Source organism: Ruminococcus sp. 8Y-12, assembly GCF_058119865.1.
Genome location: NZ_CM176623.1, coordinates 1,568,623 through 1,590,355 on the forward strand (window position 1 = coordinate 1,568,623; position 21,733 = coordinate 1,590,355).

Annotated in this window: 29 protein-coding genes; 27 read left to right on the forward strand and 2 right to left on the reverse strand. The window is 48.2% G+C overall.

The genetic code is table 11. The annotated features are described in order from the left end of the window. Positions 1–11 precede the first annotated feature (11 nt). Positions 12–1,625 (forward strand): response regulator transcription factor, encoded by a 1,614-nt coding sequence (locus AC0THY_RS05830; protein WP_489993520.1) that lies wholly within the window; start codon positions 12–14, stop codon positions 1,623–1,625. Here AC0THY_RS05830 and AC0THY_RS05835 read toward each other — a convergent pair. After that, positions 1,622–2,707 (reverse strand): GntR family transcriptional regulator, encoded by a 1,086-nt coding sequence (locus tag AC0THY_RS05835; RefSeq protein ID WP_489993521.1) that lies wholly within the window; start codon positions 2,705–2,707, stop codon positions 1,622–1,624. The genes AC0THY_RS05830 and AC0THY_RS05835 overlap by 4 nt on opposite strands. Before the next feature lie 406 nt (positions 2,708–3,113). Here AC0THY_RS05835 and AC0THY_RS05840 point away from each other — a divergent pair, with 406 nt between their 5' ends. The 4 genes from AC0THY_RS05840 to AC0THY_RS05855 all read left to right on the forward strand — a co-directional run bounded on the left by AC0THY_RS05840 (position 3,114) and on the right by AC0THY_RS05855 (position 7,989). Next, positions 3,114–4,217 (forward strand): ABC transporter substrate-binding protein, encoded by a 1,104-nt coding sequence (locus tag AC0THY_RS05840; RefSeq protein WP_489993522.1) that lies wholly within the window; start codon positions 3,114–3,116, stop codon positions 4,215–4,217. A 124-nt stretch (positions 4,218–4,341) separates the two neighbouring features. Next, positions 4,342–5,856, forward strand: coding sequence for a sugar ABC transporter ATP-binding protein (locus AC0THY_RS05845; RefSeq protein WP_489993523.1), 1,515 nt, complete (start codon positions 4,342–4,344; stop codon positions 5,854–5,856). Further along, on the forward strand, positions 5,856–6,938 hold the full coding sequence (locus tag AC0THY_RS05850) for an ABC transporter permease (protein ID WP_489993524.1): 1,083 nt from the start codon (positions 5,856–5,858) through the stop codon (positions 6,936–6,938). Before AC0THY_RS05845 ends, AC0THY_RS05850 begins: the two co-directional genes overlap by 1 nt. 1 nt (position 6,939) lies before the next feature. After that, positions 6,940–7,989 (forward strand): ABC transporter permease, encoded by a 1,050-nt coding sequence (locus AC0THY_RS05855; protein ID WP_489993525.1) that lies wholly within the window; start codon positions 6,940–6,942, stop codon positions 7,987–7,989. Positions 7,990–8,772: 783 nt separating this feature from the next. Here AC0THY_RS05855 and AC0THY_RS05860 read toward each other — a convergent pair. Further along, positions 8,773–9,201 (reverse strand): helix-turn-helix domain-containing protein, encoded by a 429-nt coding sequence (locus AC0THY_RS05860; protein ID WP_489993526.1) that lies wholly within the window; start codon positions 9,199–9,201, stop codon positions 8,773–8,775. 330 nt (positions 9,202–9,531) lie between these two features. Here AC0THY_RS05860 and AC0THY_RS05865 point away from each other — a divergent pair, with 330 nt between their 5' ends. The 22 genes from AC0THY_RS05865 (at position 9,532) to terL (ending at position 21,724) form a co-directional block, all read left to right on the forward strand. Then, positions 9,532–9,843: a hypothetical protein gene (locus AC0THY_RS05865; RefSeq protein WP_199877079.1), complete on the forward strand. Its 312-nt coding sequence runs from the start codon at positions 9,532–9,534 to the stop codon at positions 9,841–9,843. Positions 9,844–9,867: 24 nt separating this feature from the next. Next, positions 9,868–10,047 carry a hypothetical protein gene (locus tag AC0THY_RS05870; RefSeq protein WP_118561275.1) on the forward strand — a complete coding sequence of 60 codons (180 nt, stop codon included), beginning with the start codon at positions 9,868–9,870 and terminating at the stop codon, positions 10,045–10,047. Continuing rightward, positions 10,047–10,226, forward strand: coding sequence for a DUF6906 family protein (locus AC0THY_RS05875; RefSeq protein WP_215715747.1), 180 nt, complete (start codon positions 10,047–10,049; stop codon positions 10,224–10,226). Before AC0THY_RS05870 ends, AC0THY_RS05875 begins: the two co-directional genes overlap by 1 nt. A gap of 19 nt (positions 10,227–10,245) precedes the next feature. Continuing rightward, the gene (locus tag AC0THY_RS05880; RefSeq protein WP_178787600.1) at positions 10,246–10,470 is read left to right on the forward strand and encodes a hypothetical protein; all 225 of its coding nucleotides are present in this window, start codon (positions 10,246–10,248) and stop codon (positions 10,468–10,470) included. Positions 10,471–10,482: 12 nt separating this feature from the next. After that, positions 10,483–10,686, forward strand: coding sequence for a helix-turn-helix domain-containing protein (locus tag AC0THY_RS05885; RefSeq protein ID WP_215715749.1), 204 nt, complete (start codon positions 10,483–10,485; stop codon positions 10,684–10,686). 5 nt (positions 10,687–10,691) lie between these two features. Continuing rightward, positions 10,692–12,782 carry a Mu transposase C-terminal domain-containing protein gene (locus AC0THY_RS05890; RefSeq protein ID WP_489993527.1) on the forward strand — a complete coding sequence of 697 codons (2,091 nt, stop codon included), beginning with the start codon at positions 10,692–10,694 and terminating at the stop codon, positions 12,780–12,782. 1 nt (position 12,783) lies between these two features. Beyond that, complete coding sequence (locus AC0THY_RS05895; RefSeq protein WP_489993528.1) at positions 12,784–12,942, forward strand: hypothetical protein; 159 nt, start codon at positions 12,784–12,786, stop codon at positions 12,940–12,942. A gap of 18 nt (positions 12,943–12,960) precedes the next feature. Then, the gene (locus AC0THY_RS05900; protein WP_489993529.1) at positions 12,961–13,941 is read left to right on the forward strand and encodes an AAA family ATPase; all 981 of its coding nucleotides are present in this window, start codon (positions 12,961–12,963) and stop codon (positions 13,939–13,941) included. A gap of 16 nt (positions 13,942–13,957) precedes the next feature. Continuing rightward, positions 13,958–14,182, forward strand: coding sequence for a hypothetical protein (locus AC0THY_RS05905; RefSeq protein WP_489993530.1), 225 nt, complete (start codon positions 13,958–13,960; stop codon positions 14,180–14,182). A gap of 1 nt (position 14,183) precedes the next feature. After that, positions 14,184–14,648, forward strand: a complete 465-nt coding sequence (locus tag AC0THY_RS05910) for a regulatory protein GemA (RefSeq protein WP_438411520.1) — start codon at positions 14,184–14,186, stop codon at positions 14,646–14,648. Continuing rightward, a complete protein-coding gene (locus AC0THY_RS05915; protein WP_489993531.1) occupies positions 14,611–14,889 on the forward strand; it encodes a hypothetical protein in 279 nt (92 codons plus the stop codon). The genes AC0THY_RS05910 and AC0THY_RS05915 overlap by 38 nt, the downstream gene beginning before the upstream one ends. Next, a complete protein-coding gene (locus AC0THY_RS05920; protein ID WP_489993532.1) occupies positions 14,864–15,244 on the forward strand; it encodes an addiction module toxin RelE in 381 nt (126 codons plus the stop codon). Before AC0THY_RS05915 ends, AC0THY_RS05920 begins: the two co-directional genes overlap by 26 nt. A 13-nt stretch (positions 15,245–15,257) precedes the next feature. Then, entirely contained in the window at positions 15,258–15,515 is a 258-nt protein-coding gene (locus AC0THY_RS05925; protein WP_215715756.1) for an AbrB/MazE/SpoVT family DNA-binding domain-containing protein, read from the forward strand. Between the two features lie 2 nt (positions 15,516–15,517). Beyond that, positions 15,518–16,195, forward strand: a complete 678-nt coding sequence (locus AC0THY_RS05930; RefSeq protein ID WP_489993533.1) for a hypothetical protein — start codon at positions 15,518–15,520, stop codon at positions 16,193–16,195. 2 nt (positions 16,196–16,197) lie between these two features. Then, positions 16,198–16,389 (forward strand): hypothetical protein, encoded by a 192-nt coding sequence (locus tag AC0THY_RS05935; protein ID WP_489993534.1) that lies wholly within the window; start codon positions 16,198–16,200, stop codon positions 16,387–16,389. Beyond that, positions 16,370–17,902, forward strand: coding sequence for an N-acetylmuramoyl-L-alanine amidase (locus AC0THY_RS05940; RefSeq protein WP_489993535.1), 1,533 nt, complete (start codon positions 16,370–16,372; stop codon positions 17,900–17,902). The genes AC0THY_RS05935 and AC0THY_RS05940 overlap by 20 nt, the downstream gene beginning before the upstream one ends. A gap of 18 nt (positions 17,903–17,920) precedes the next feature. After that, the gene (locus AC0THY_RS05945; RefSeq protein ID WP_489993536.1) at positions 17,921–18,247 is read left to right on the forward strand and encodes a Mor transcription activator family protein; all 327 of its coding nucleotides are present in this window, start codon (positions 17,921–17,923) and stop codon (positions 18,245–18,247) included. Positions 18,248–18,396: 149 nt separating this feature from the next. Continuing rightward, complete coding sequence (locus AC0THY_RS05950) at positions 18,397–18,714, forward strand: hypothetical protein (RefSeq protein WP_215715759.1); 318 nt, start codon at positions 18,397–18,399, stop codon at positions 18,712–18,714. Positions 18,715–18,717: 3 nt separating this feature from the next. After that, a complete protein-coding gene (locus tag AC0THY_RS05955) occupies positions 18,718–19,077 on the forward strand; it encodes a hypothetical protein (RefSeq protein ID WP_118561301.1) in 360 nt (119 codons plus the stop codon). A gap of 10 nt (positions 19,078–19,087) precedes the next feature. Then, a complete protein-coding gene (locus AC0THY_RS05960; RefSeq protein ID WP_118561361.1) occupies positions 19,088–19,402 on the forward strand; it encodes a hypothetical protein in 315 nt (104 codons plus the stop codon). Next, positions 19,402–19,965: a phage protein Gp27 family protein gene (locus AC0THY_RS05965; protein WP_215715760.1), complete on the forward strand. Its 564-nt coding sequence runs from the start codon at positions 19,402–19,404 to the stop codon at positions 19,963–19,965. Before AC0THY_RS05960 ends, AC0THY_RS05965 begins: the two co-directional genes overlap by 1 nt. Beyond that, a complete protein-coding gene (gene terL, locus AC0THY_RS05970; protein WP_489993537.1) occupies positions 19,958–21,724 on the forward strand; it encodes a phage terminase large subunit in 1,767 nt (588 codons plus the stop codon). Before AC0THY_RS05965 ends, terL begins: the two co-directional genes overlap by 8 nt. The last annotated feature ends 9 nt before the right edge of the window (positions 21,725–21,733 follow it).

Consider the following 21,733-nt stretch of genomic DNA (forward strand, 5'->3'; position numbering starts at 1 on the left):
GGGATACAGATATGTTGAAAGTATTTTTAGTAGAGGATGAGAGTGTAATAAGAGAGGGGATTCGCGATAAAATTCCCTGGGAGAGATATGGTTTCCGGTTTGTGGGAGAGGCGGGCGACGGAGAGATGGCACTTCCTCTGATTCGTAAGACGAGGCCGGATGTTATCATCACAGATATCAAGATGCCTTTTATGGATGGATTGTCCCTGAGTAAAATTGTACATGAAGAGTTTCCTAAAACAAAGGTTATTATCATCAGCGGATATGATGATTTTGAATACGCCAGGCAGGCCATTGAGGTGGGAGTGGACCAGTATCTGCTCAAGCCCATTACAAGAACGGCTCTGCGAAATGCGCTGGTTGAGCTGAAAGAAAAAATTGAACAGGATTTGGAGCAGACCGATTACCAGACAAAGTTCCAAAATGAGATGCATGAGTATGAGCAATTTTCACGCAGACGTTTTTTTGAGAAGGTACTGGAGGGGAAACTTCCGGTCAAGGAGATCTACAATGAGGCGGCAAAACAGCAGTTGCAGCTCACTGCCTCCTGCTACAACCTGCTGTTTCTGTGTTTGCATGAAAAAAATGAAGCATACTCAAAGGAGAGCACGGAGCATTTTATGAGAAAACAGGAGGAGGTGATCCACTATTTTTTGAGGAATCCTCAGTACATCCTGTTTCGCTGGAACGTGAACTGCTATGGGGTGCTGATAAAGTGCGAACCGGATCAGGCGGAGGAGCACAAAGAAAAGTGTTTGACCCATATCAAAAAGATCTGTACTCCGGAGGAGGAGCTGGAATGGTATGTGGCCGTGGGAGCGCCGGTGGAGCGTCTGAGCCTGCTGTCGGAGTGCTATAAGAAGGTGAACCGCCTGCTGGCATACCGGTTTATTATGCCAAATCTTCATGTCCTCACAGAGGAGACACTCTCCGGCTATCTGAAAGGCCCTGATGACGAGCACATAGAGGATGTGGATTCCTCCAAAATGGACCCGGAGATCATCCGCGACTTTTTGGTTAGGGGAAATGACAATGAGATCCATGAGTTTGTACAGTCCTATCTGCAGAACATCCAGTCCGCGCTGAAATCCAGGATGTTCCGCGACTATGTGATACTGAATATCCGGTTTACAGTTATTGCGTATATAGAGTCCATGGGTTCCGCCCAGGAGGACTACATTGCGGAGGTGAAAAACAGGGAACGGGATATGCACATGGAGGCGGAGGAGGTCTTTGAATATTTTGCGGAGATGCTGCATATGGCAATCGATATCCGGGACAGGGAAAACGGATACCAGGGCGGTAAGATGTTGAAGCGTGCCCTTGACTATATTGACCAGAACTTTGACACTGCAGCCCTGTCCCTGAACAGTGTGGCGGAGGAGGTGGACATGAGCGCCAATTATTTAAGCGCCATGTTCAGTCAGCGGATGCAGAAGACCTTTGTGGAGTATGTGACGGAGAAACGGATTGAAAAAGCCAAAAAGCTCCTGAAGAATACAGATATCCCCTCCGGTAAAATCGCGGTAGAGGTGGGATACAAGGACTCCCACTATTTCAGCTTTGTATTTAAGAAGATGCTGGGCTGCAGCCCCAGGGAGTACCGCGCCAACAACAAACGCTAATTTTTGTTTATCTTTGTGCTTTCCTTTATTTTCAGCTTCCAAAGGGTTTCCTGTGAGAGAACAGGGAGCCCTTTGCGTTTCTCAATCATTGCCTGCGCCGCCTTGTTTCCCATCTCATGCGGCTCGTGTGAAACCGTTGTGAGGGTGAGAATATTGGAGTCGCTCAGATAGCTGTTGTCAAAGGCGGCAATTGCCATATCCTGAGGCAGGTGGTAGCCGGCCAGGTGAAGCTCTTTGATGAGATAGTAGGCTATGAAGTCATTGTAACAGATCACAGCGGTGCAGGAGGCGAGGGATTCCTGCACGATCTTTTTCAGAAAATAGGTGTCCTGGTACTGCTCCAATTTATTCAGGTCGTGTGAGTCATACCAGCTGATCCTCCCATCCACAACCGGAAGACGGCAGTGAAGCATGGTTTCCACAAAGCCCTGGTAGCGTTCAACGCCCTGCATATCATCCGCCTTAAAGATACCGCCGATGGCAGTGTGGCCCTGGGCAGCCAGGTGACGGACCAGAAGGCCGCTGCCGTGCATATTATCGTCCTTTATGTAAGGACATTCCGCCAGGGGCGGGTAATAATTAAACAGGAAGACAACAGAGCAGCCTTTTTTCTCTAATTTGCGGTACAGATCCACATTGGGATTTGGGAGTGCACTTTTGCAGCCCGCTGCTATGATACCGCCCATAGGCTTTTTCAGAAGCTGGAGCAGAATTTCACGCTCTTCACAGATACAGTTCTTTGTAACAAACACTTTGGAGGAAAAGCCGTTGGCCGAAAGAGTAGACTGAATGTCATTTACTACCTCAGGGTAGATATATTCCTGATCATCGTAGATGAGGATTCCAATGGTATTTCCCTCTAAAGCCGCCGACAGACCTGTAATGTAGGTGCCGCTTCCGTGTTTTTTTTCAATCAGCCCTTCTTTTTCCAACAGTGACAGGGATAAGCGGACTGTCTGACGGCTTACCCGGTACTTTGCACAAAGCTGCTGCTCTGTGGGCAGTTTATTCATACCGTTTACAATCTGCTTTTGTATGAGTTCTTTTAAGCGGTCCGCAAGCCACTTGTATTTAATCGCCATAGATTATCTCCTAAAATATCAGATATAGTTGTGAAATAATTTTAAACTTTTTGTGAATCTGAAAACAGGGGTATCGTAAAATATTATAAAAATAGTAAATTATCACCACTTTTATCAGAGCCTGAGAAAAAATTTTACATATATTACGTGTCTGATACGGTCGAAAAACCATGGACAGGCTGGCAAATCTTAAAATTTTATTCCTGGCTCAGATAAAATATGTACAAAAGATGAAGTTGTACTTTATTTGCATTATAACATATGAAATTTGTATTGTAAACAGTTAACAAACCGCTGAAAACAGGGGAGTTTCAGATTGTTTTTGCGAGTAGGACTTGATAAGATAACAGCACAGGGAAAACAAATCCCAAAACTAAAAAATGAATGATACAAGGGAGGAAACAACATGAAAAGAAAAGTAGTAGCACTTTTGATTGCATCTATGGTAGTTTCAGGACTCGCAGGATGCGGAACAAAGGAGACATCCGAGACAGCGAAACCTTCAGAGGCAGCAACCACAGCAACAACAGAAGCGCCTGCAGCACCTGATACAGAAGCTCCGGCAGCGACTGAAACAGAAGCCCCCGCAGCACCTGACACTGAGGCACCTGATGACCAGGCATCCGGCGATCTGATCAAAGTTGGTATCATCAACAATGACCCCAATGAGTCTGGATATCGTACAGCAAATGACAAGGACTTAAAGGAAATGTTCACAGAGGCCAATGGCTATGAAGCATCCTTTGCATACAGCTTAAAGAACGATGAGCAGATCACAGCTGCACAGAAGTTCATTCAGGATGGTGTGGACTATCTTCTGCTCTCAGCTGCTGATACATCAGGATGGGACAGCGTTCTCCAGGATGCACAGGATGCAGGTATCGGAGTTATCCTGTTTGACCGTACTATTGACGCAAGCGAGGATTTATACTTAGCTTCCATCGTTTCCGATATGGATAAAGAAGGCCAGACAGCAGTAGATTGGCTGGCAGGCCAGGGTCTGGATGAGTATAACGTTATCCACATCCAGGGTGTTATGGGCTCCGCAGCTCAGCAGGGACGTACCAAAGCGCTTGACGAGAAGGTTGCAGCAGAGGATTCCTGGAATCTTGTAACACAGCAGACCGCAGAGTGGAACTCAGAGAAAGCTCAGCAGATTGTACAGTCTGTTATCGATGCCGGAACTCCGTTCAACGTAATCTATGCTGAGAACGATGATATGGCTAAGGGCGCTGTGGCAGCTCTTGACAAGGCAAACATCTCTCACGGTGTTGGCAAAGACGTTATCATTATGGGATTTGACTGCAACAAATGGGCACTTCAGGAACTGTTAGATCAGAATTGGAACTACGATGGTCAGTGTAACCCATTCCAGGCTTCCTACATCGACGAAGTTATCAAGACTGTTGAAGGCGGCGGAGAGATTACCGAGAAGGTTATCATCATGGACGAGAAAGGCTTTGATGCTACAACAATCACAGAGGATGACGTAAATACATACGGAATCTAATGAGATAGGAATCAAAAAAGTAGTATCTGCTTATTAAAAGGGAGTGCGGAACAGCGGAAATAAGTAAGTACGCATGCTCCGCGCTTTTCCTTTGCCAAAAATTAGAGAAGGAGTGAATGAACTGGTGAAAGAAAAATCTGTATTGGAAATGAGAAACATACATAAAAGCTTTCCCGGAGTACGTGCTTTGCAGGGCGTGGACTTTACACTGTGCAAAGGCGAGATTCATGCACTGATGGGTGAGAATGGTGCTGGAAAATCGACTTTGATAAAGGTTCTGACCGGAGTTTATGAGAAGGACGAGGGAGAGATCTTCCTTCAGGGAATGGAAAAGGCAGCGGTGATTAAATCTCCCCAGGATGCGCAGAAGCTGGGAATCAGTACCGTGTACCAGGAGATTACGCTGTGCCCCAACCTCACGGTGGCGGAAAATATGTACATTGGCCGTGGGAAAAAACAGATCACAAATTGGAAAAAAGTGAATGAAGATGCAGATAAAATGCTTCGGAATCTTGACATACCGGCGAAGGCTACACAGCAGTTGTCCAGCTGCTCCATCGCAATTCAGCAGATGGTGGCCATCGCGCGAGCAGTTGATATGGACTGTAAAGTGCTGATCTTAGATGAGCCGACCTCCTCCCTGGATGAGTCTGAGGTGGAGAAGCTGTTTGGACTTATGCGCGATCTGCGGTCCAGAGGAGTGGGAATCATCTTTGTTACCCACTTTTTGGATCAGGTTTATGAGGTGTGTGATAAAATTACAGTTTTGCGGGACGGCCAGCTTGTGGGTGAATACGTCATTGAGGAGCTTCCGCGTGTCAAGCTTGTGGCAAAGATGCTGGGCAAGGAGCTGGATGACATGGAGGACATCAAGGACGAAACCCAGATGTATACCGGAAAGGATGCGGATGAGCGCGTGATTGATGCCAAGGGGCTTCAGAGTGACGCTGGAATCAAACCCTTTGATTTCTATATCCGCAAGGGCGAGGTAAATGGCTTCACAGGACTTCTCGGTTCAGGGCGAAGCGAATGTGTGCGTGCAATCTTTGGTGCAGACAGAGTGATTGGCGGAACGGTAAAGAAGAACGGCAAACAGGTCAAGATTTCAAAGCCCCTGGATGCCATGAAGAACGGCATTGCCTATCTGCCTGAGGACCGTAAGGGTGACGGTATTGTGGGTGACCTCTCTGTGCGGGAGAATATCATACTTGCCGCTCAGGTTCTGAAAGGCTTCTTCAAACCATTCTCAAGGGCTGAGGCAAACAAGTTTGCAGACGATTATATCAAACTTCTGGAGATCAAGACAGCCTCCGCGGAGACCCCCATTAAATCTCTATCAGGAGGAAATCAGCAGAAGGTGATACTGGCACGCTGGCTGTTGACACATCCGGAATACCTGATTTTGGATGAGCCTACCCGCGGTATTGATATCGGAACCAAGGTTGAGATTCAGAAACTGGTGCTGAAGCTGGCTTCGGAGGGTATGAGCGTAACCTTTATCTCCTCTGAGACGGATGAGATGCTGCGCACCTGTTCACGTCTGATCGTAATGCGTGACCGAAAGGTTGTGGGCGAGCTCTCAGAGCACGAGCTGACTCAGAACAAAGTTATGGAGACAATTGCTGGAGGTGAGAAGTAATGGTAAAGAATAAAAGTGCAAATAAACACGGATTTATGTCAAACCTGTTTCATAATCAGATATTTATCCCAATCGTCGCATTGCTGCTCCTGGCGTTGTTTAACCTGATTTTAGATCCATCTTTCTTTAAGATAGCGCTGGGCTACAACAGTGCGGGTGATCCGGTGCTGACCGGTTATCTGTTGACCATTCTGGACTACGGTTCTGAGGTGGCGATCCTTGCAATCGGTATGACCCTGGTGACAGCGGCATCCGGCGGACAGGATATCAGTGTGGGCGCTACCGTTGCAATCGCGGGCTCTGTGATCCTGCGTATCCTTGTAGGCAGAGGCGGAGACGGAGATCTGCAGGCACCCATTATTGTGGCATTCTTAGTAGCTTGTGTGGTAGCTATGCTGTTCGGAGCCTTCAACGGCGCTCTGGTGGCAGTTTTCCGAATCCAGCCCATGGTGGCGACCCTGATTCTCTATACAGCAGGCCGTTCCATTGCAGCGTGGATCAACAACAATGAGCTTCCGATCGTAACAGATAAGACCTTTACATATTTCGGCGGGTTTATCCCCGGCATTCCAATTCCAACACCGTTTTTCATCGCTGTGGCATGTATTATCATTACGCTTCTGGTGCTGAAGTTTACAAATCTGGGGCTGTATACTCAGGCGGTAGGTATCAACGAAAATGCATCCAGGCTGAACGGTTTGAATCCCACCCTTATTAAATGGCTGAGCTTCGTGATTCTGGGGCTGTGCGTGGCTGTTGTGGGATTGATTAAGACAAGCCGCCTCTCTTCGATCAACTATTCTGTTATAGCAAAGGACATCGAGATGGACGCCATCCTGGCAGTTGCCCTCGGCGGAAATGTGTTGAGCGGAGGTAAGTTTAACATTACGGCTTCGATCCTGGGAGCTTATGTAATTCAGTTCCTTACGACTACACTTTACAAGTTTAATGTTTCCTCAGATGCACTTCCGGCTTACAAGGCAGTTGTGGTAATTCTGTTGGTAGTGGTTAGTGCACCGGCTGTGAAGGAAAAGTTATCCGGCTTAAGAAAAAAATTAAAGGTGCAGAAGGGGGTCGGCTGATATGGCAAAGAAAGAAAATACAGGCAGTAAAAAAGGATTCAGCTTTAAGAAAATGACGGATACGAACTTGCTGCTATTTATAACCATTGTAGTTTTTATAGCAATGTATGCGGGAGCAATGCTGTTTTTGGGGGAAGGCTTCCTGAAGCCCCAGACGTTCTTTAATATCCTGAATGCCAATGCGGCGCTGATTATCACCGCCTGCGGTATGAGTCTTGTGATGATTACCGGTGGAATCGATATCTCCATCGGTGGTGTGGTTGCTCTGGTGAGTATGAGCTGTGCGGTATATCTGGACTATCAGGGCGGCAATGTGTTTGTGGCGATTCTGATTGCACTTGCTATCGGGCTTGCTTTTGGTCTGGTACAAGGTTTCCTCGTGGCGTATCTGGACATCCAGCCGTTTATCGTATCCCTGGCAGGTATGTTCTTTGCACGTGGAATGACGACAATTGTTCACACAGCACCCTTTAACGTTGCCAACGAGGCATTTGTTGCCATGAAAGGGACGCGAATCCGTATTCCGGGCATGGGCACGGTGAATAAACTGGGCAATTATGTAAATGCGTATGTGGAGATCGGTGTTGTGGTGGCCATCCTCATTGTAATCGTGCTGTTCTGTGTCCTGAGATGGACTAAGCTTGGACGCAGCTTCTACGCAGTCGGTGGAAACAGACAGAGTGCACTGATGCTTGGTATCAATGTAAAGAGAAGCAGATTCCTGGCGCATCTGTTCTGCGGACTACTGGCAGGAATCGGCGGTTTTATCTATTTCCTTCACGTTGGTTCCGGTTCCGCTTCCCATGCGGCCGGCATGGAGATGAACGCCATTGCATCCTCCATCATCGGAGGAATCCTCTTAACCGGAGGTGTCGGAAATATCTTTGGTACGTTTCTGGGGGTATTGTCACTCAGTACCATTCAGAATATTGTGTCCTCCATTGGTCTTGATCAGGCATGGTGGACCGGAATTACCGTAGCCGGCATGTTGTGCCTGTTCCTGGTGGTTCAGAGTATTATCATGTCCTGGAAACGAAAGATGAAAGATTAGGGGTGGTGAGAAAGGGGGAAGGCGAAGACTGCAAGATCCGCAGCCATTACATACAGAGATAACAGGGAGAGAAACAAAAGGTAAATTTATCTTGTAGATGTCATGCAGAGCATGACGGCACTATGCCTCAAGTACGCGAAAGCGTACTTGAAGACATTGTAACTTAACAGAATAACTGACACAAAGGGACATTCAACATGAGATCAGTGGAGAGAACCCGGGAAATGACGGGAAACCCCGAGAATACAAGGGTTTTGACGATTCGACCAAGGAAAAAGTGAGACGCGTGTGACAGGAATATTGAGAAAACTGTCCGCGTGTCTTTTTTCATGCGTAAAATCAAGAAGAAAGAGGCGGAAGTGCCTGAAAGCATTGGAATAATCAGCACTTGCGCCCCTCTCCGGTTGGTTGGTTAGGTTGTAATGATATTATAGCACGAGGGTGATCGGATTGGAATGCCTGCAACGTTATAACGTGACGTTACTGCGTTACTGATGTTTGATTGTCAATGTGCATAAAATGTGGATAAACCCCACAAATACAAGGCTTTTCGCGAGTGACGCTCCATTTTCGGAGCGTTATTTTGCGTTATGTGTCCGGTTGATCAGACACCAAAAAACGCATGAAGCAAAGTGACAAAATAGAACCAAGCGGAGAACCCTGTCACTTTGGCTTAAAATGGGGCTTTTTCCGTATTTTCCGTGAAATAATTCCGTCATGAGCAAAGTGACACATTTTTGAGGTTTTAAGGGTTACAAGTAACCCAAAAAGACCACAAAAAAATCAAGCCAATTTGTCACTCACTTCACCATCGTCTGAATTGGATAATGTTGCCATTTTTTCTCCGTCCCTTTTTACCTTGCGGAGCTTCAGGGCAAGCAGTCCCATGAGCTCATCCTGATCGTCTTGATCAAGCTGCCGGAATCCCTTCAGGAGTTCCTCCTCTGTGTTCGACTTAAAGTCTTCGGATGCGGAGATAGCTGCTTTCTCTGTTTCCGAAGATTCTCCGGTTGCTAACCAATCCATAGAACACTGAAGAACTTCAGACAGTGCATGAAAAATGATGACTGATGGAGTCCTGTTTCCGTTCTCGATTTCACTCAATGCGCCTGAAGATATGCCACAAGCGGCTTTGATGTCAGTTTGTGTAAGATGCAATTCTTTTCTTCTATCTCTAATTCTTTCACCGATACTCTTCATAATTATTTCCATATAGACCTCTCTTTCTTCGGATGCGGAAAATATTCTCCGAATAATGAAGAAATGTTCTTGACATTCTCCGGATACGGAGATATACTTATCCTTGCAAGGGGGTTACTTGTAACCCAGTAATTATAACAAGCATTTCTGAAATTCACAACCGGAGTTCTCCGGAAAATAAAGGTAAATCGTCCGGGTCAGGACAAAGGAATGGATAACAGGAAGGGGAATGAGTATGACTCCCGAGGAAATGTGCAGATCATGCAGACATGAAGTGTACTGCATGGCAGCATATCAAAAAGATCATTGGTGTGGCAATCACACCGGGAAGGAAGGTATCGGATGCAGAAGCATGAGTTCGAGGAACGAATTGAAAGCACGGTCAGCGATGAGGACTACAAGCTCATCGAGTTCGTCTACCAATTCCATCCGGTAATCAGAAACGTGTCCGGCAAGGACGAAGTAGCAGAACTGTATAAGAGCTTTGGCATGGCACTCTTCAGGGATATGGAACCAAGAGCCAAGAAAGCAAAAGAAGTGGAAGAGAAGATGACATCATGCAGGCTTGAGATAGAGACACTCACAGAGTTGCTTGCCACACGCAAAGCCGAGATGAAAGACCTTGAGGCAGAGCTTCAGGAGCTCCGTATCTGATAGATATAGGAAGGTGGCGAAGCAATGAAGTACAGATTGACCGGGGAGGAAATGGAACTCCTCGCGATGCACAGGGCAAAGCTCGATGCCAAACTTGAGATCGTCTCTGAGAAGAAGGCGGAACTTGAGGAAGAGGCTGCCGAGCTTGACGGTATTCTCAACGTAATTGACAAAATCATTGACAGTACGGAGGTGGAATACTGATGAAGAATGGAAAAGTCCCTACATTGGAACAGAAGAAGATCATGAAGGCTCATGGATTGAACCCGGACAGTTGGCTTGTAGTCAAGAATCTGCCGGACTCCCTCACGATTGTGAGCAGGATGTCCTTAAAGAAGGTTGGAGGCAAGCCGAAGCAGAGGATGATCTCCAAAGAGCTGTAGATCGGGAAGGTAGGTTGTAATGGAACGAAAATACACAGAGACAGACAAGGAGCTGATGCTGAAGCTTCTTGAAATGCAGGAACTGACAGCACCGATCAGCCTGAGCATTGGCAGTGTGGTGAACGGTCAGGTCACACAAGGTATCATTCTCCACGAGGCACCGCCTAAAGTGGTGGAAGACTTGGTGAAGGACGGGTACAGTTGCAGCCTGTCGGAGACAGGACTGAGAGTGTACAAGCTATAGCGAGGTGAGCAGATGAAAGCGAAGCAGATGGAGCTGACTGCCTTCGGGAAACAAGTGAAGAAAAGGCTTATTGACAAAGGTATGACTCAGGTCGAGCTTGCTGCTTTGATTGGATGCAATAAGCAGTATCTACACAAAATCCTGTGCGGTGAGCGTAGCGGAAAGAAGTACCTTGAGGATATATCGAGGGTTTTAGACATTGAAGTAGCAGCATGAAGGAGGTGAGACGTTTGGCTGAATATGTCACATTGATTGAAGCTGCCGAGCTTGAAGACGTGAAGTACAACACGATGGTGAGACGCATCACCCGGAACCCGGACAAGTTCGACACGATGACTGAGAAGTCGGAGAACGGAGGCAAGGACGCGGTACTGGTGGCAATCGCATCATTATCCAAGAAGGCAAGGAACGCGTGGAAGGAACGGGCGAAGCTGAAAGAACTTTCCGGAACAATTTCCCCGGAGGGCGAAGCGCAGCCGGAGCCGGAAGCCCCGTGGTATGTCGAGGCGGATGTGGACTGGTACATTGAAAACTACAGAGAGCAGTGGTACAAGGGCATGGAGCTCGGCAATGTGATCAGGGAGTTTCTTCAGTATGACGGAGCGAACAAGACGGAATATGCCGAGCAGTACGCTCAGGAGCATCTCGGGTCAGGCAAGAGAACACTGTACCGATATGTGAAGGCGTACAACGAAGCCTGTGCATGGGCGGACAAGCTTCAGAAGGAGTCCGGTGTCGGGTTCGAGTTCTTCAAGGTGCTGTGCCTGTGCCGGAAGCCCAAAGAGTCCGGTACTTTCCCGAGCATCAAGCCGGAGGTCAAACAGGTGATCAAGAACATATGGTTCAACGAAGACTTTGCGGCAAACCTTGGAACCCGTGAGATGCTGTATGAGAAGCTGACACTGGTAGCCAACGTCAACAAGTGGGAGAAGATACCGTCCTATCAGACGGTGACAAGATACATCACATACCTCATGGAAGATGAGGGAATGAAGAACGCCCACTTCTTGGCATCAAAAGGAAGCAGGGAATACAAGAACAAGGTCATGGTCAAAGGAAGCCGTGACACGAGCGGACTCAAGGTCATGCAGATTGTCATGGGCGATGAGCATACCTTCGATTGTTGGGTTGCCTACAAGCAGCCGAACGGCAAGGTTATCCCTATCAAGCCGCACTTGGCGGCATGGGTTGATATGAGGAGCAGGGCAATCATGGGCGATGTGCTTTGCAAGGATGCGAACAGCGATATCCTGAAGCAGTCACTGCTGAAGATGATGTACTCGGAACCGGGAGGCATTCCGGAGTACCTCTACATAGATAACGGCAAGGACTACACGGCAAAGACAATGACCGGACGCGACAGGAACGACAGAAGCGGCATGGACTTTGATGATACGACCAAGGGCTTCTATAAGTCCATCGGCATCAAAGATGACCACAGAGCTCTTCCGTATGAGCCATGGAGCAAGGGACAGATCGAGCGATTCTTCCGGACGGTGTGCAACAGGTTCACGAAGTGGTTCAAGAGTTACACAGGTACCCTGACGGGCTCCAAGACATCCGACAAGGTAACGAAGGACATCAAGAGGATGTGCGAGAACGGTGAACTCCTGACGATGGAAGAGTTCTATGAGGAATGGCACAAGTGGCTGACAGAGGTCTATATGCACACAGAGCATGGCGGACTGAAGAAAGCCAAGGAAACACATAAGACCCCATATGACTGCTTCATGAATGAGGAGAGATACTTCAAGGCGGCACCACCGAAGTCATACGCAACATTGCTGATGATGAAGTCCGAGAACGTGCTTGTCAGAAACATCGGAATTGTCCGGTGGGGATTCGAGTACCGATCAGACGAGCTGTGTGACTACATCGGAAGGAAAATGGATATCAAGTACGACCCGGATGACATGAGCACCCTGTATGTATTTGATAAGAATGGCAAGAAGGTCTGTGAAGCCTACTGTCAGGAACTGCTTCAGGTAGCTCCGAAAGTATCACAGAAGGCTCTTGAGGAACATCTGAAGATGCAGAAACGTCAGCAGAAACGCGACAGGGAAAGACTTGAAGAGGCTCGCATCCCGTTTGAGGAGATCAATGAGCAGTATGTTGGCTTTAATGAGACCACAGGCGGCATCGAACTGATGAAAGGCAAACAGAAGCAAAAAGGCAAAGTTATTGCAATGCCGGAAGACAGAACCTACTCTCAGGGCTTCCGGGCAGATAAGAGAGAAGAAACTGAAGACAGCAGTTATATGAGCAACAAAGCCGAGAGCGCACTTAGAAAGCTCAGAGCGATGGGAGATTAAAATGACACTATATCAGAGTTTCGTATTGGTCATGATACTTGCGGTCATCGGAGCGTGCACCATCATATTCCTTGCATTATGCGGAGTGGTGGTACTGCTTGATAAGATCGTCAAGAACATCAGACGCGGCATCAGACGAAGAAAACGGTTGAGAAAGTAAGAAAGGAAGGTTGTAACTATGGAAGCATTGGAAAGCAAAACCTACACAACAGAGAAGACACTGGCAGAACGAATGAATGAGAGACTTGCAGAACTGCATATGACAAAAGCGGAGGCAGCTATGAGAATGAACTACTCCCGTTCAGCAGTGAGTCAGTACCTCAATGGAAAGTATGCATCAGACCCGACAGAGATCGAGAAGAAGATCACGGAGTTCCTGATCGCGAGCGGTGACACGGAAGGCATTCCTGAAGCACTGGACACTACAGAGGACACCGGAGTGAAACTCAAGTCAAAGGTTGAGTTCTTTGAAAGCCGGGACTTCATCAATACTATTGGTGTGTGTCAGGCTTGTCAGGAGAATATCGGGCTCGGCATCATAGTCGGAAAGTCCGGACAGGGCAAGACCCATGCACTCAAGAAGTACGCAAAGCTTCAGAGAGTGGCATATATCGAGTGTGATGATACGATGGCTTGCCGGGACTTGGTGGAAGCGATCGAGATGGAGCTCGGGATGCCGAGAAGCACAGGCGGAACCATATGGAGCCGCGTGAACCGCATCAGAGAGTTCTTTAATGTCAATCAGGGATATCTCCTGATCATTGACGAAGCAGACAAGCTCATCAACAAATACACTCAGAAGAAGATGGAGATACTCCGTGGAATCTTTGACCAAAGCGATGTAGGCATCGTGATCGCAGGAGAACCAAGACTTGAGACAGAGCTGAAGAGTTCCCTGACACGCTTTGCGAACCGCATGGACTTCTACTATAAGCTCAAGGGACTGAATCAGAACGAAGTCAAGGACTACTTGGAAGGCTTTGAGATTGATGAGGCGGCAATGGGCGAGCTGATCAGCAGGGCAACAAACAACAACAATGGCTGCTTCCGTTTACTGGACAGAACACTCAACAACGTGCTCCGTGTCCTGAGAGAACGCGGAGAAACCAAGGTGACACTGAAGATTGTTAGTGAAGCATCAAGCATGATGATGTTATAGGAAGGAGAGAAGCAGCATGAAGAAAATGAGCATTGTAATCAACGGACAGTACGAGGAAGAGATCGGGCTTGAGATTCTTCAGGGAATCTATGCAGCCATTCAGAACCACGGATACACAGATGTGAGCGTGCAGGCTGAGACTGTGAATCAGTGCAAGGAGATTGAGATTCCGGCTTTTCTTACAGGGTACGCAAGAGGAGCAGCGGCAACGGTAGGAAGCGAGAGGAGAAAGAGGGGATAATATGGCAGCAAAAGCAGATACAACGGCAGGCATCCGGAAGCTGTGGGGAATTGCCAAGAGCCCGGAGCTGAGACTCTCAGACGAAGACCTCCACCTTGTAGTGCAGGCACACACCGGGAAAGACAGTATCAAGGAGCTCAACAACCGGGAACTGAATACCTGTATCCGCGTCCTTCTCAATATGAAAGATAGCGCGAAGGGTAAGAACGGAAGCACCAAGAGACGAAGATCAGGGAACCCGGCTACCGAGAATCAGCGCAAGAAGGTCTATAAGCTGACACAGGAGCTTGGATGGGAGAAGCCTGCAAGGGTCAACGGGCTGTGCATGAAGATGTTCAAGGTCAGCTCCGTGGAGTGGCTCAATTATCAGCAGTGCTCCAAGCTGATCGAAGCCCTCAAGAGTATGGCAGCAAGGAAGGAGAAACAGGATGAAGGATTGCAGGCTGACGATAACGGTCAGGAATGATGATATCCGGTGCGAGATGGAGAACATCAGCATGGTGGAGCTTGCAACCCTGTCCGGATATCTTCAGATGTTGGTTGGTCAGGAGGCGATCGCGAGAGGTGTGGACATTGAAGAAGTCAAGACAAACCTCCTCGATGTCCACCTTGAATCTATGATCAGCCTTGAAGATCAGCTCAAACAGGGCAAGCTCAAAGTCAATAACGAGGAGGTGGAGTATGGCGAAGAGGAAGACTATGACTAAGGCGCAGAAAGCCATGAACGCAAAGATCAAGAAGGAACTTCAGGAGAAGGGTATCGTCCCACCGGACAAGCCGAGACTGAACCGGAAGAAGTACATCGAGGAAGCCCGGGAGGAGTGGAATGGAAGGGATGCGGAATATTATGCATGGGATGTGTTCCTGTATCAGGCAATCAGCATCGTGCTCGGTCATACAGATCGGCACCTGCGAGCCTCTCCCGAAGCGGTGGGAGTGGCGAAGACCCTGAAGCTTGCACTCAGGCTCAAGGAGTTTCGAGACAAGCTGAAAGCGGAAGGCAGGGACACCTATACAATGGGTGAAGAATATGAGTATATCAAGGACATCTTGGATACCTAGAAAGGAGTAACACATGAGTGAAGCGTATAAGAAAATGACAAGCCACGGCTCCATCAGCATCCCGGTAGCGATGAGAAGGGAGCTCGGCATCGAGGGCAAAGACCCGATGATTGTGGAGAGCAACGGTGGCAGAATCACGATAAGCCCGTACAGACCGAGATGTCTCTTCTGTGGAGCTACCGAAGGAGTGAAGCAGTTCCACGGCAAGGGAATCTGTCAGGAGTGTGCGGCAAAGGCAATCGCAGGCTTTGAAAGAGAAAGAGGTGAATGATAGTGGAAGCAAAGAACATGAAGACAGAGGAGCTGATCGGAGCCCTTGTGGAGCTTGACAAGCAGGGCAAGGAGAACAGAGCCCTCACCAATGCCTACAAAGCGGAGCTTCAGGCAAGAGGTATCAGCATCATGGATGACCACAACGTGAAGTATGTGAAATTCTATGGAGATGCAGGCAGTGCATCCATCACGGACAGCATGAGCCTTGACATCTTAAACCCGGACAAGCTCAAGAAGCTGATCGGGGAAGGTGTATGGAACACAAAGGTCAAGGAGAGTACAGAGACCAAGTACAAGTATGACGGTAAGTTTGAGAAGATGCTCAAGGCAATCTTCACCGGGGACTACACCTTTGAGGTGACACTGGAAGAGTTCCTTGATCAGATGCCACTCAAACCGGACGATAAACAGAAGAAGCTCCTGCTCAAGAAACTGAAGGGCGATTTTGAGAAGGATAAGGATACCCTCACATCCGTGCTCCTTGGAGGAGTAAAGGATGGGGAATCAGCTCCGGACTTCGATGTGGAGCTGTGGTACATCTACCGCATCAAGAATGCGGAGCTCATCCGGGCATTCCTTCCGGAAGAGCTGATTGACAACACCATCAACGAGATCAGGAAGTGCATCCTTGTGGAGACCAAGACTTCCATCACGTTAGATTATAAAGAGGAGGAATAGACATGGCAGAACAGACAAAGGTGCTCCGCAGTGAGCACACAAAGGACATGAGCCCTGAAGAACTTGCGGAGCTTCAGGAGAAGGTCGGACAGATGCCCGAGGAAGAGCTCAAGGCATTCCGCAACAGCATGAATCCGGATGATATGGGATTCTTCGGAGAGGAGAGTGTGGACGATGACAGCACCAAAGATTGAGAAACTCCTCACACCGTATAACTTCACAAATGCGAACAACGTGGGGCGCATCAAGTATATCGTCATCCACTATGTGGGGGCTCTTGGAGGCGCGTGGGCGAACTGCCACTATTATGCTTCCAAGTACCTCGGAGCATCCGCCCACTACTTTGTAGGCTTTGAGGGCGAGATATGGCAGAGCGTTGAGGATGAGGATATTGCATGGCACTGTGGAGCCAAGAGCTACAAGCACGCAGAGTGCAGGAACAGCAACTCTATCGGCATCGAGCTCTGTGTCCGCAACAAGGGCAGTCAGGCAGACACTTCCAAGGATTGGTACTTTGAGGACGCGACCGTGGCATCCGCGATCGAGCTGACACGGTACCTGATGAAGAAGTACAACGTCCCGGCTGATCATGTTATCCGTCACTACGATGTTACCGGAAAGATTTGCCCGAACCCTTACGTCTACAACACAACAAAGCACGTATGGGATGCGTTTAAGAAAGCGATCGCCACGGACGGAGCAGGGACAGAAGATACAAGTAAGATGACAAAGATCACGGGAAAAGCTGTGGCTACGGCAGAACAGATGACAGCCTACATCAAAACCAAGAATGCAAAGGTGCCGCAGAGCGTCCTTGATATGATTCCCTTCTATTTATCTGAAGGAGAGGCGGAGAACATCCGCGGAGACATCGCCTTCGCACAGAGCTGCCTTGAGACCGGGAACTTCACCTTCTCCGGCAGTGCTGTGAAGCTCTCACAGAACAACTTCTGTGGCATGGGAGTGACAGGCAATGGAATGACAGGCAACAGCTTCGATACCCCACAGCTTGGTATCAGGGCACAGATACAGCACCTGAAGGCATATGCCAATACAGTGAAGCTTAAAGGGGAATGCATTGACCCACGCTTCAAATATGTGACGAGAGGCAGTGCCCCGTATGTGGAATACTTAGGTATTCAGGAGAACCCGAAAGGGAAGGGATGGGCTGCCGGAGCCGGATACGGTAAGAAGATACTCACCATACTGGCAGCAATCACAGGAACCAAGGCGGATGAGAAACCACAGACACCTCAGCAGCCTCAGACACCACAGAAACCACAGGAGAACGCGACAGAGTTCAAGCCGTACCTCATCACCACGACTACAGAGGCACTCCGTATCAGGGATAAGCCGAACGGAAGTATCGTGGGAGCTATCCGCGAAAGAGAAGGACACAAGAACAAGTACACCATCGTTGAGGAACAGAACGGATGGGGAAGATTGAAGTCCGGAGCCGGATGGATAAGCTTGGAGTTCTGTAATAAGACAGGCGAGACAACAGAAGCCTTTGTACCATACCTCATCACCACGACAACTGATGTACTCAACATCAGGAAGACACCAAACGGTGAGAAGGTAGGAGCTATCCGGGAAAAGGAAGGACACAAGAACAAGTATACCATCGTTGAAGAGAAGAACGGATGGGGAAGACTTAAGTCCGGAGCCGGATGGATAAGCTTGGAGTTCTGTAAGAAAGCCTCATGATAAGGAGTGAGGATACAGATGAACGTAGACGAACTGACAAGGCAGCTCATCGGGGAGACGAAGATAGATGATATCTCAGAGAGCTACCGCCCTGTAGTGGAGATCATTGGAGTTGATAAGTTTATAGAACTTAGCGACTATGCCAAAGGAGATGAACTATACTTCCCCAAGATAGAGAACATCATCGCCCCGGCAAGAAACAGACGAATCAAGAAGGAGTGGAACGGATACAACCTGAAGCAGCTTGCTGAGAAGTACAACCTGACCACAAAGCAGATATCCAACATCATCAAAGATGAGCCCATGATCGGGCAGATGGCCATATTCGATATCCCGACAGAATGATTTGTGACAATTAAAATGGGAAAAAACCTACGGAAACAGTTCCCCTATAACATCCCTGAAGAGCAGGGTAAGATAAGAGCATGGATTTTATCCATGCTCTTATTGCGTTTACGGCATTCTCAAAATTTTAGTCAAAGGAGTTGGTAAACATGGCAAATTTAACAGCAGATTTTTCACAGTTCATTCTCTTCATCGGAGTGTTGGCATTTGTGGTGTCCGTCATCACAGAGGCACTCAAGAAATGGGAATGGTTCGACAAGAAGGTTCCCACCGCGCTTGTCGTGATCTGCCTGTCCCTCGTGTTATGCCCGGTAGCGATGCTTGGCATGATGCAGTACCTGAAGCAGCCTATTGAGTGGTACATGGTCTTCGCGTCCTTTGTGGCAGCGTTTATCGTGGCACTGGTGGCAATGGACGGATGGGAAAGAGTGACGGAGCTTGCAGAGAAGCTGATCAAAAAGGGATAACCTATGGATTATGTCATTACCTTTTCGGACGTTATGGCAGGAGTGATCGCCCTCGGAGGAAGCGTCCTTGTGTTCTTTATACGCTCATGGTTCAACAAGCTGAGTGAGAACACAGAAGAGATCAAGAAGCAGATAAAAGAGAATGATGAGAAAGTCAATAAGAGAATCGACAAACTGGAAGACGAAACGGATGGAGAGATAGCAAACATCAAGCAGGAATTGAACAACATCAAAGGGGACTTTGCTACCACGTTCGTACTCCGGGAGGACTTCTTCCGCTCCATGAACGGAGTGGAAGACAGGATGAGGAGCATTGACGGAAAGATCGACAAGCTCCTGATGCAGAGCAACAGAAAAGAGTGAGGTGAACAAAGTGAATGACTTAGAAAAAGCAGAGATCAAGCAGAACAAGGCGATCAGGGGATATATCATCCGGTGCCTAGTGAAGGGATACAACAACACAGCCCTCACAAGACAGTTATCCAATGCGATGATTGCAGCCGGACTCATTATATCCCCGGACATCAGCAAGTATCTTGATTATCTTCAGGGAGCCGGATACATCGAATTTACGGAGGAAAAGGTTACAGCCTACAATGCCTATGCCAATGATGCAGTCATCAAGCTCACCAAAGCAGGCGTTGACCTTGCCGAAGGAACAACCGATGACAATGGAGTTGATATCTGATGGGTGAGAAGAGAAATAAGCAGAGAATCAACTCCAAAATTGACGAGCTCCCTGAAGATTTACACACGAAAGTGGATGTGATGCTTGCTGATACATCGAACAGCTACGAATATATCAGCCAATTCCTGAAACAGGAAGGCTATGAGATATCAAAGTCGAGTGTCGGAAGGTATGCCACACGCTCCAATAAAGCAATGCAGAGGCTCCTTGAGGCACAGGCTCAGACAGATCGGCTGATACAGGCAGTGAAGAGCAACCCGGATGCGGATTACACGGAAGCTGCCATGATGCTGACTATGAATGGACTGCTCAACAAGGTGGCTACGGCAGAGGAAGAGTGGGATGAGATGCCACTGGATAAGGCAGGCAGGCTGATCGCCTCGCTGTCGCGCACAAAAGTGTACAAGGACAGAGTGAAGCAGGATATGAGGAAAAAGGCGGATATCGCCTTCCAAGAGCTTGAAGCTGACATGATGAAGGTAATCAAGCAGGATGAGGAGTCAGTCAGGATGCTCAAGACCATTCTGACAAAAGCAAAGGATAGGATGATGCAGGATGATTGATATTGAAGCTTGGCTCCGGGAACTGGATGAAGAAGAGGATGTTGATATCAAGAATAATGAGGAATATCAGACCAAACTCTTCGAGGAATATGTTCTTAGGAGTGCAAACCATGCGGAAGAACGCAAAAAACTGAATACACGGTACCGAAATGGTGAGCCTGTGATGGGCGAACATGGTCTCCGGAAAGAGTTGGCAGCGTTTGACCTGTCCTACTTCGGAAGAGCATACCTTCCACACTACTTCATCAGGAAGTCCCCTCATTTCCATGAGGAACTTGATGAGATATGGGAAAAAGGGGTTATGAAAGACCTGAACCCGACAAAGGAAGCAAGGACAATCTCCCGGATGAAGGGGTCAAGGAATGTCACAGCAGCTCCCCGAGGTCATGCGAAGTCTACAAACTTCACATTCAAGGACGATCTTCATGCGATCCTGTACGGATATAAGCACTATATCATCATTTTGTCGGATTCTTCCGAGCAGGCGGAAGGCTTCCTTGAGGATATCAAGACGGAGCTTGAAGAAAACGCGAACATTATCATGGATTTTGGTAGCCTGAAGGGTGATAAGGCATGGAGATCGGGGGTTATCCTGACATCCACAAATATCAAGGTGGAGGCGATCGGTTCCGGAAAGAAAGTCAGAGGACGAAGACACCGGAATTGGAGACCTGACCTGATTGTACTGGATGATATCGAGAATGATGAGAATGTAAATACTCCGGAGCAGAGAAGAAAGCTGAAGAGTTGGTTCGAGAAGGCTGTCTCGAAGGCAGGAGATACCTACACGGACATCATGTACATTGGAACCATCCTACACTATGACTCACTGCTCAACAACGTGCTCCAAAACCCGAGATACAAGGCGAAAAAGTACCGGGCGGTGATCTCAGAGGCAGTCAATACCAAACTGTGGGACGAATGGGAGAGCATCTACACCAACCTCTTTGATGAAGATCACGAAGCACACGCCCGGAAGTTCTACGAAGAGCACGAGGCGGATATGCTGCTCGGTACTGAGGTACTGTGGGAAGAAAAACTCTCCTACTACGACCTGATGGAGGTCAAGATATCTGAAGGAGAGGCATCCTTCAACTCAGAGCTTCAGAATGACCCGATCGACCCGGACAATGCGACATTCAATCCGGAATGGTTCGACTATTATGAGCCGGAGCTTATGGACTTCACAAGTCCGGAGTTCATTTTTGTCGGAGCGAATGACCCGTCACTGGGTAAGAACAAGAAGTCAGATACGAGCTCAATCATCAACTTGGCTGTCTCGTTAAAGAGCGGCTATATGTATGTGGTAGATGCCTCCGTGGAGAAGAGGAAGCCGGATGTGATCATCGAGGATGTCTTCGAGATGAACCGGAGACTGAAAAGGGACTGCAAGAAAGGCTTCTTCAAGTTTGGAGTTGAAACCGTGCAGTTCCAGTATTACTTCAAGGAGGTCATGGCTAAGAAATCAGCAGAGGAAGGTGAGTACCTTCCGATCGAGGAGATACAGTCCAGTGTCAACAAGGTGCTCCGTATCGAGTCCTTGCAGCCACTGATCAAGAACAAGTACATCAAATTCAACCGGGAACACAAAGCTCTCCTGAAGCAGCTTCAAGAGTTCCCGATGGGGAAGAACGATGACGCGCCTGACGGTCTTCAGATGGCGGTACAGACCGCACAGAACGTCAAGGGTGCAGCGATAAAGACAAGTTACAAGAGTATCATCCGGAGACGTTTCCGGATGGGAAAAGGAGCCTACTAGGAGGTGAGA

Excerpts from the sequence above, each read along its gene's own strand:
- AC0THY_RS05830 (WP_489993520.1), top strand. The coding sequence starts at position 12 with ATGTTGAAAGTATTTTTAGTAGAGGATGAGAGTGTAATAAGAGAGGGG.
- AC0THY_RS05835 (WP_489993521.1), bottom strand. The coding sequence starts at position 2,707 with ATGGCGATTAAATACAAGTGGCTTGCGGACCGCTTAAAAGAACTCATA.
- AC0THY_RS05840 (WP_489993522.1), top strand. The coding sequence starts at position 3,114 with ATGAAAAGAAAAGTAGTAGCACTTTTGATTGCATCTATGGTAGTTTCA.
- AC0THY_RS05850 (WP_489993524.1), top strand. The coding sequence starts at position 5,856 with ATGGTAAAGAATAAAAGTGCAAATAAACACGGATTTATGTCAAACCTG.
- AC0THY_RS05855 (WP_489993525.1), top strand. The coding sequence starts at position 6,940 with ATGGCAAAGAAAGAAAATACAGGCAGTAAAAAAGGATTCAGCTTTAAG.
- AC0THY_RS05860 (WP_489993526.1), bottom strand. The coding sequence starts at position 9,201 with ATGGAAATAATTATGAAGAGTATCGGTGAAAGAATTAGAGATAGAAGA.
- AC0THY_RS05865 (WP_199877079.1), top strand. The coding sequence starts at position 9,532 with ATGCAGAAGCATGAGTTCGAGGAACGAATTGAAAGCACGGTCAGCGAT.
- AC0THY_RS05870 (WP_118561275.1), top strand. The coding sequence starts at position 9,868 with ATGAAGTACAGATTGACCGGGGAGGAAATGGAACTCCTCGCGATGCAC.
- AC0THY_RS05875 (WP_215715747.1), top strand. The coding sequence starts at position 10,047 with ATGAAGAATGGAAAAGTCCCTACATTGGAACAGAAGAAGATCATGAAG.
- AC0THY_RS05880 (WP_178787600.1), top strand. The coding sequence starts at position 10,246 with ATGGAACGAAAATACACAGAGACAGACAAGGAGCTGATGCTGAAGCTT.
- AC0THY_RS05885 (WP_215715749.1), top strand. The coding sequence starts at position 10,483 with ATGAAAGCGAAGCAGATGGAGCTGACTGCCTTCGGGAAACAAGTGAAG.
- AC0THY_RS05895 (WP_489993528.1), top strand. The coding sequence starts at position 12,784 with ATGACACTATATCAGAGTTTCGTATTGGTCATGATACTTGCGGTCATC.
- AC0THY_RS05900 (WP_489993529.1), top strand. The coding sequence starts at position 12,961 with ATGGAAGCATTGGAAAGCAAAACCTACACAACAGAGAAGACACTGGCA.
- AC0THY_RS05905 (WP_489993530.1), top strand. The coding sequence starts at position 13,958 with ATGAAGAAAATGAGCATTGTAATCAACGGACAGTACGAGGAAGAGATC.
- AC0THY_RS05910 (WP_438411520.1), top strand. The coding sequence starts at position 14,184 with ATGGCAGCAAAAGCAGATACAACGGCAGGCATCCGGAAGCTGTGGGGA.
- AC0THY_RS05915 (WP_489993531.1), top strand. The coding sequence starts at position 14,611 with ATGAAGGATTGCAGGCTGACGATAACGGTCAGGAATGATGATATCCGG.
- AC0THY_RS05920 (WP_489993532.1), top strand. The coding sequence starts at position 14,864 with ATGGCGAAGAGGAAGACTATGACTAAGGCGCAGAAAGCCATGAACGCA.
- AC0THY_RS05925 (WP_215715756.1), top strand. The coding sequence starts at position 15,258 with ATGAGTGAAGCGTATAAGAAAATGACAAGCCACGGCTCCATCAGCATC.
- AC0THY_RS05935 (WP_489993534.1), top strand. The coding sequence starts at position 16,198 with ATGGCAGAACAGACAAAGGTGCTCCGCAGTGAGCACACAAAGGACATG.
- AC0THY_RS05940 (WP_489993535.1), top strand. The coding sequence starts at position 16,370 with ATGACAGCACCAAAGATTGAGAAACTCCTCACACCGTATAACTTCACA.
- AC0THY_RS05945 (WP_489993536.1), top strand. The coding sequence starts at position 17,921 with ATGAACGTAGACGAACTGACAAGGCAGCTCATCGGGGAGACGAAGATA.
- AC0THY_RS05950 (WP_215715759.1), top strand. The coding sequence starts at position 18,397 with ATGGCAAATTTAACAGCAGATTTTTCACAGTTCATTCTCTTCATCGGA.
- AC0THY_RS05955 (WP_118561301.1), top strand. The coding sequence starts at position 18,718 with ATGGATTATGTCATTACCTTTTCGGACGTTATGGCAGGAGTGATCGCC.
- AC0THY_RS05965 (WP_215715760.1), top strand. The coding sequence starts at position 19,402 with ATGGGTGAGAAGAGAAATAAGCAGAGAATCAACTCCAAAATTGACGAG.
- terL (WP_489993537.1), top strand. The coding sequence starts at position 19,958 with ATGATTGATATTGAAGCTTGGCTCCGGGAACTGGATGAAGAAGAGGAT.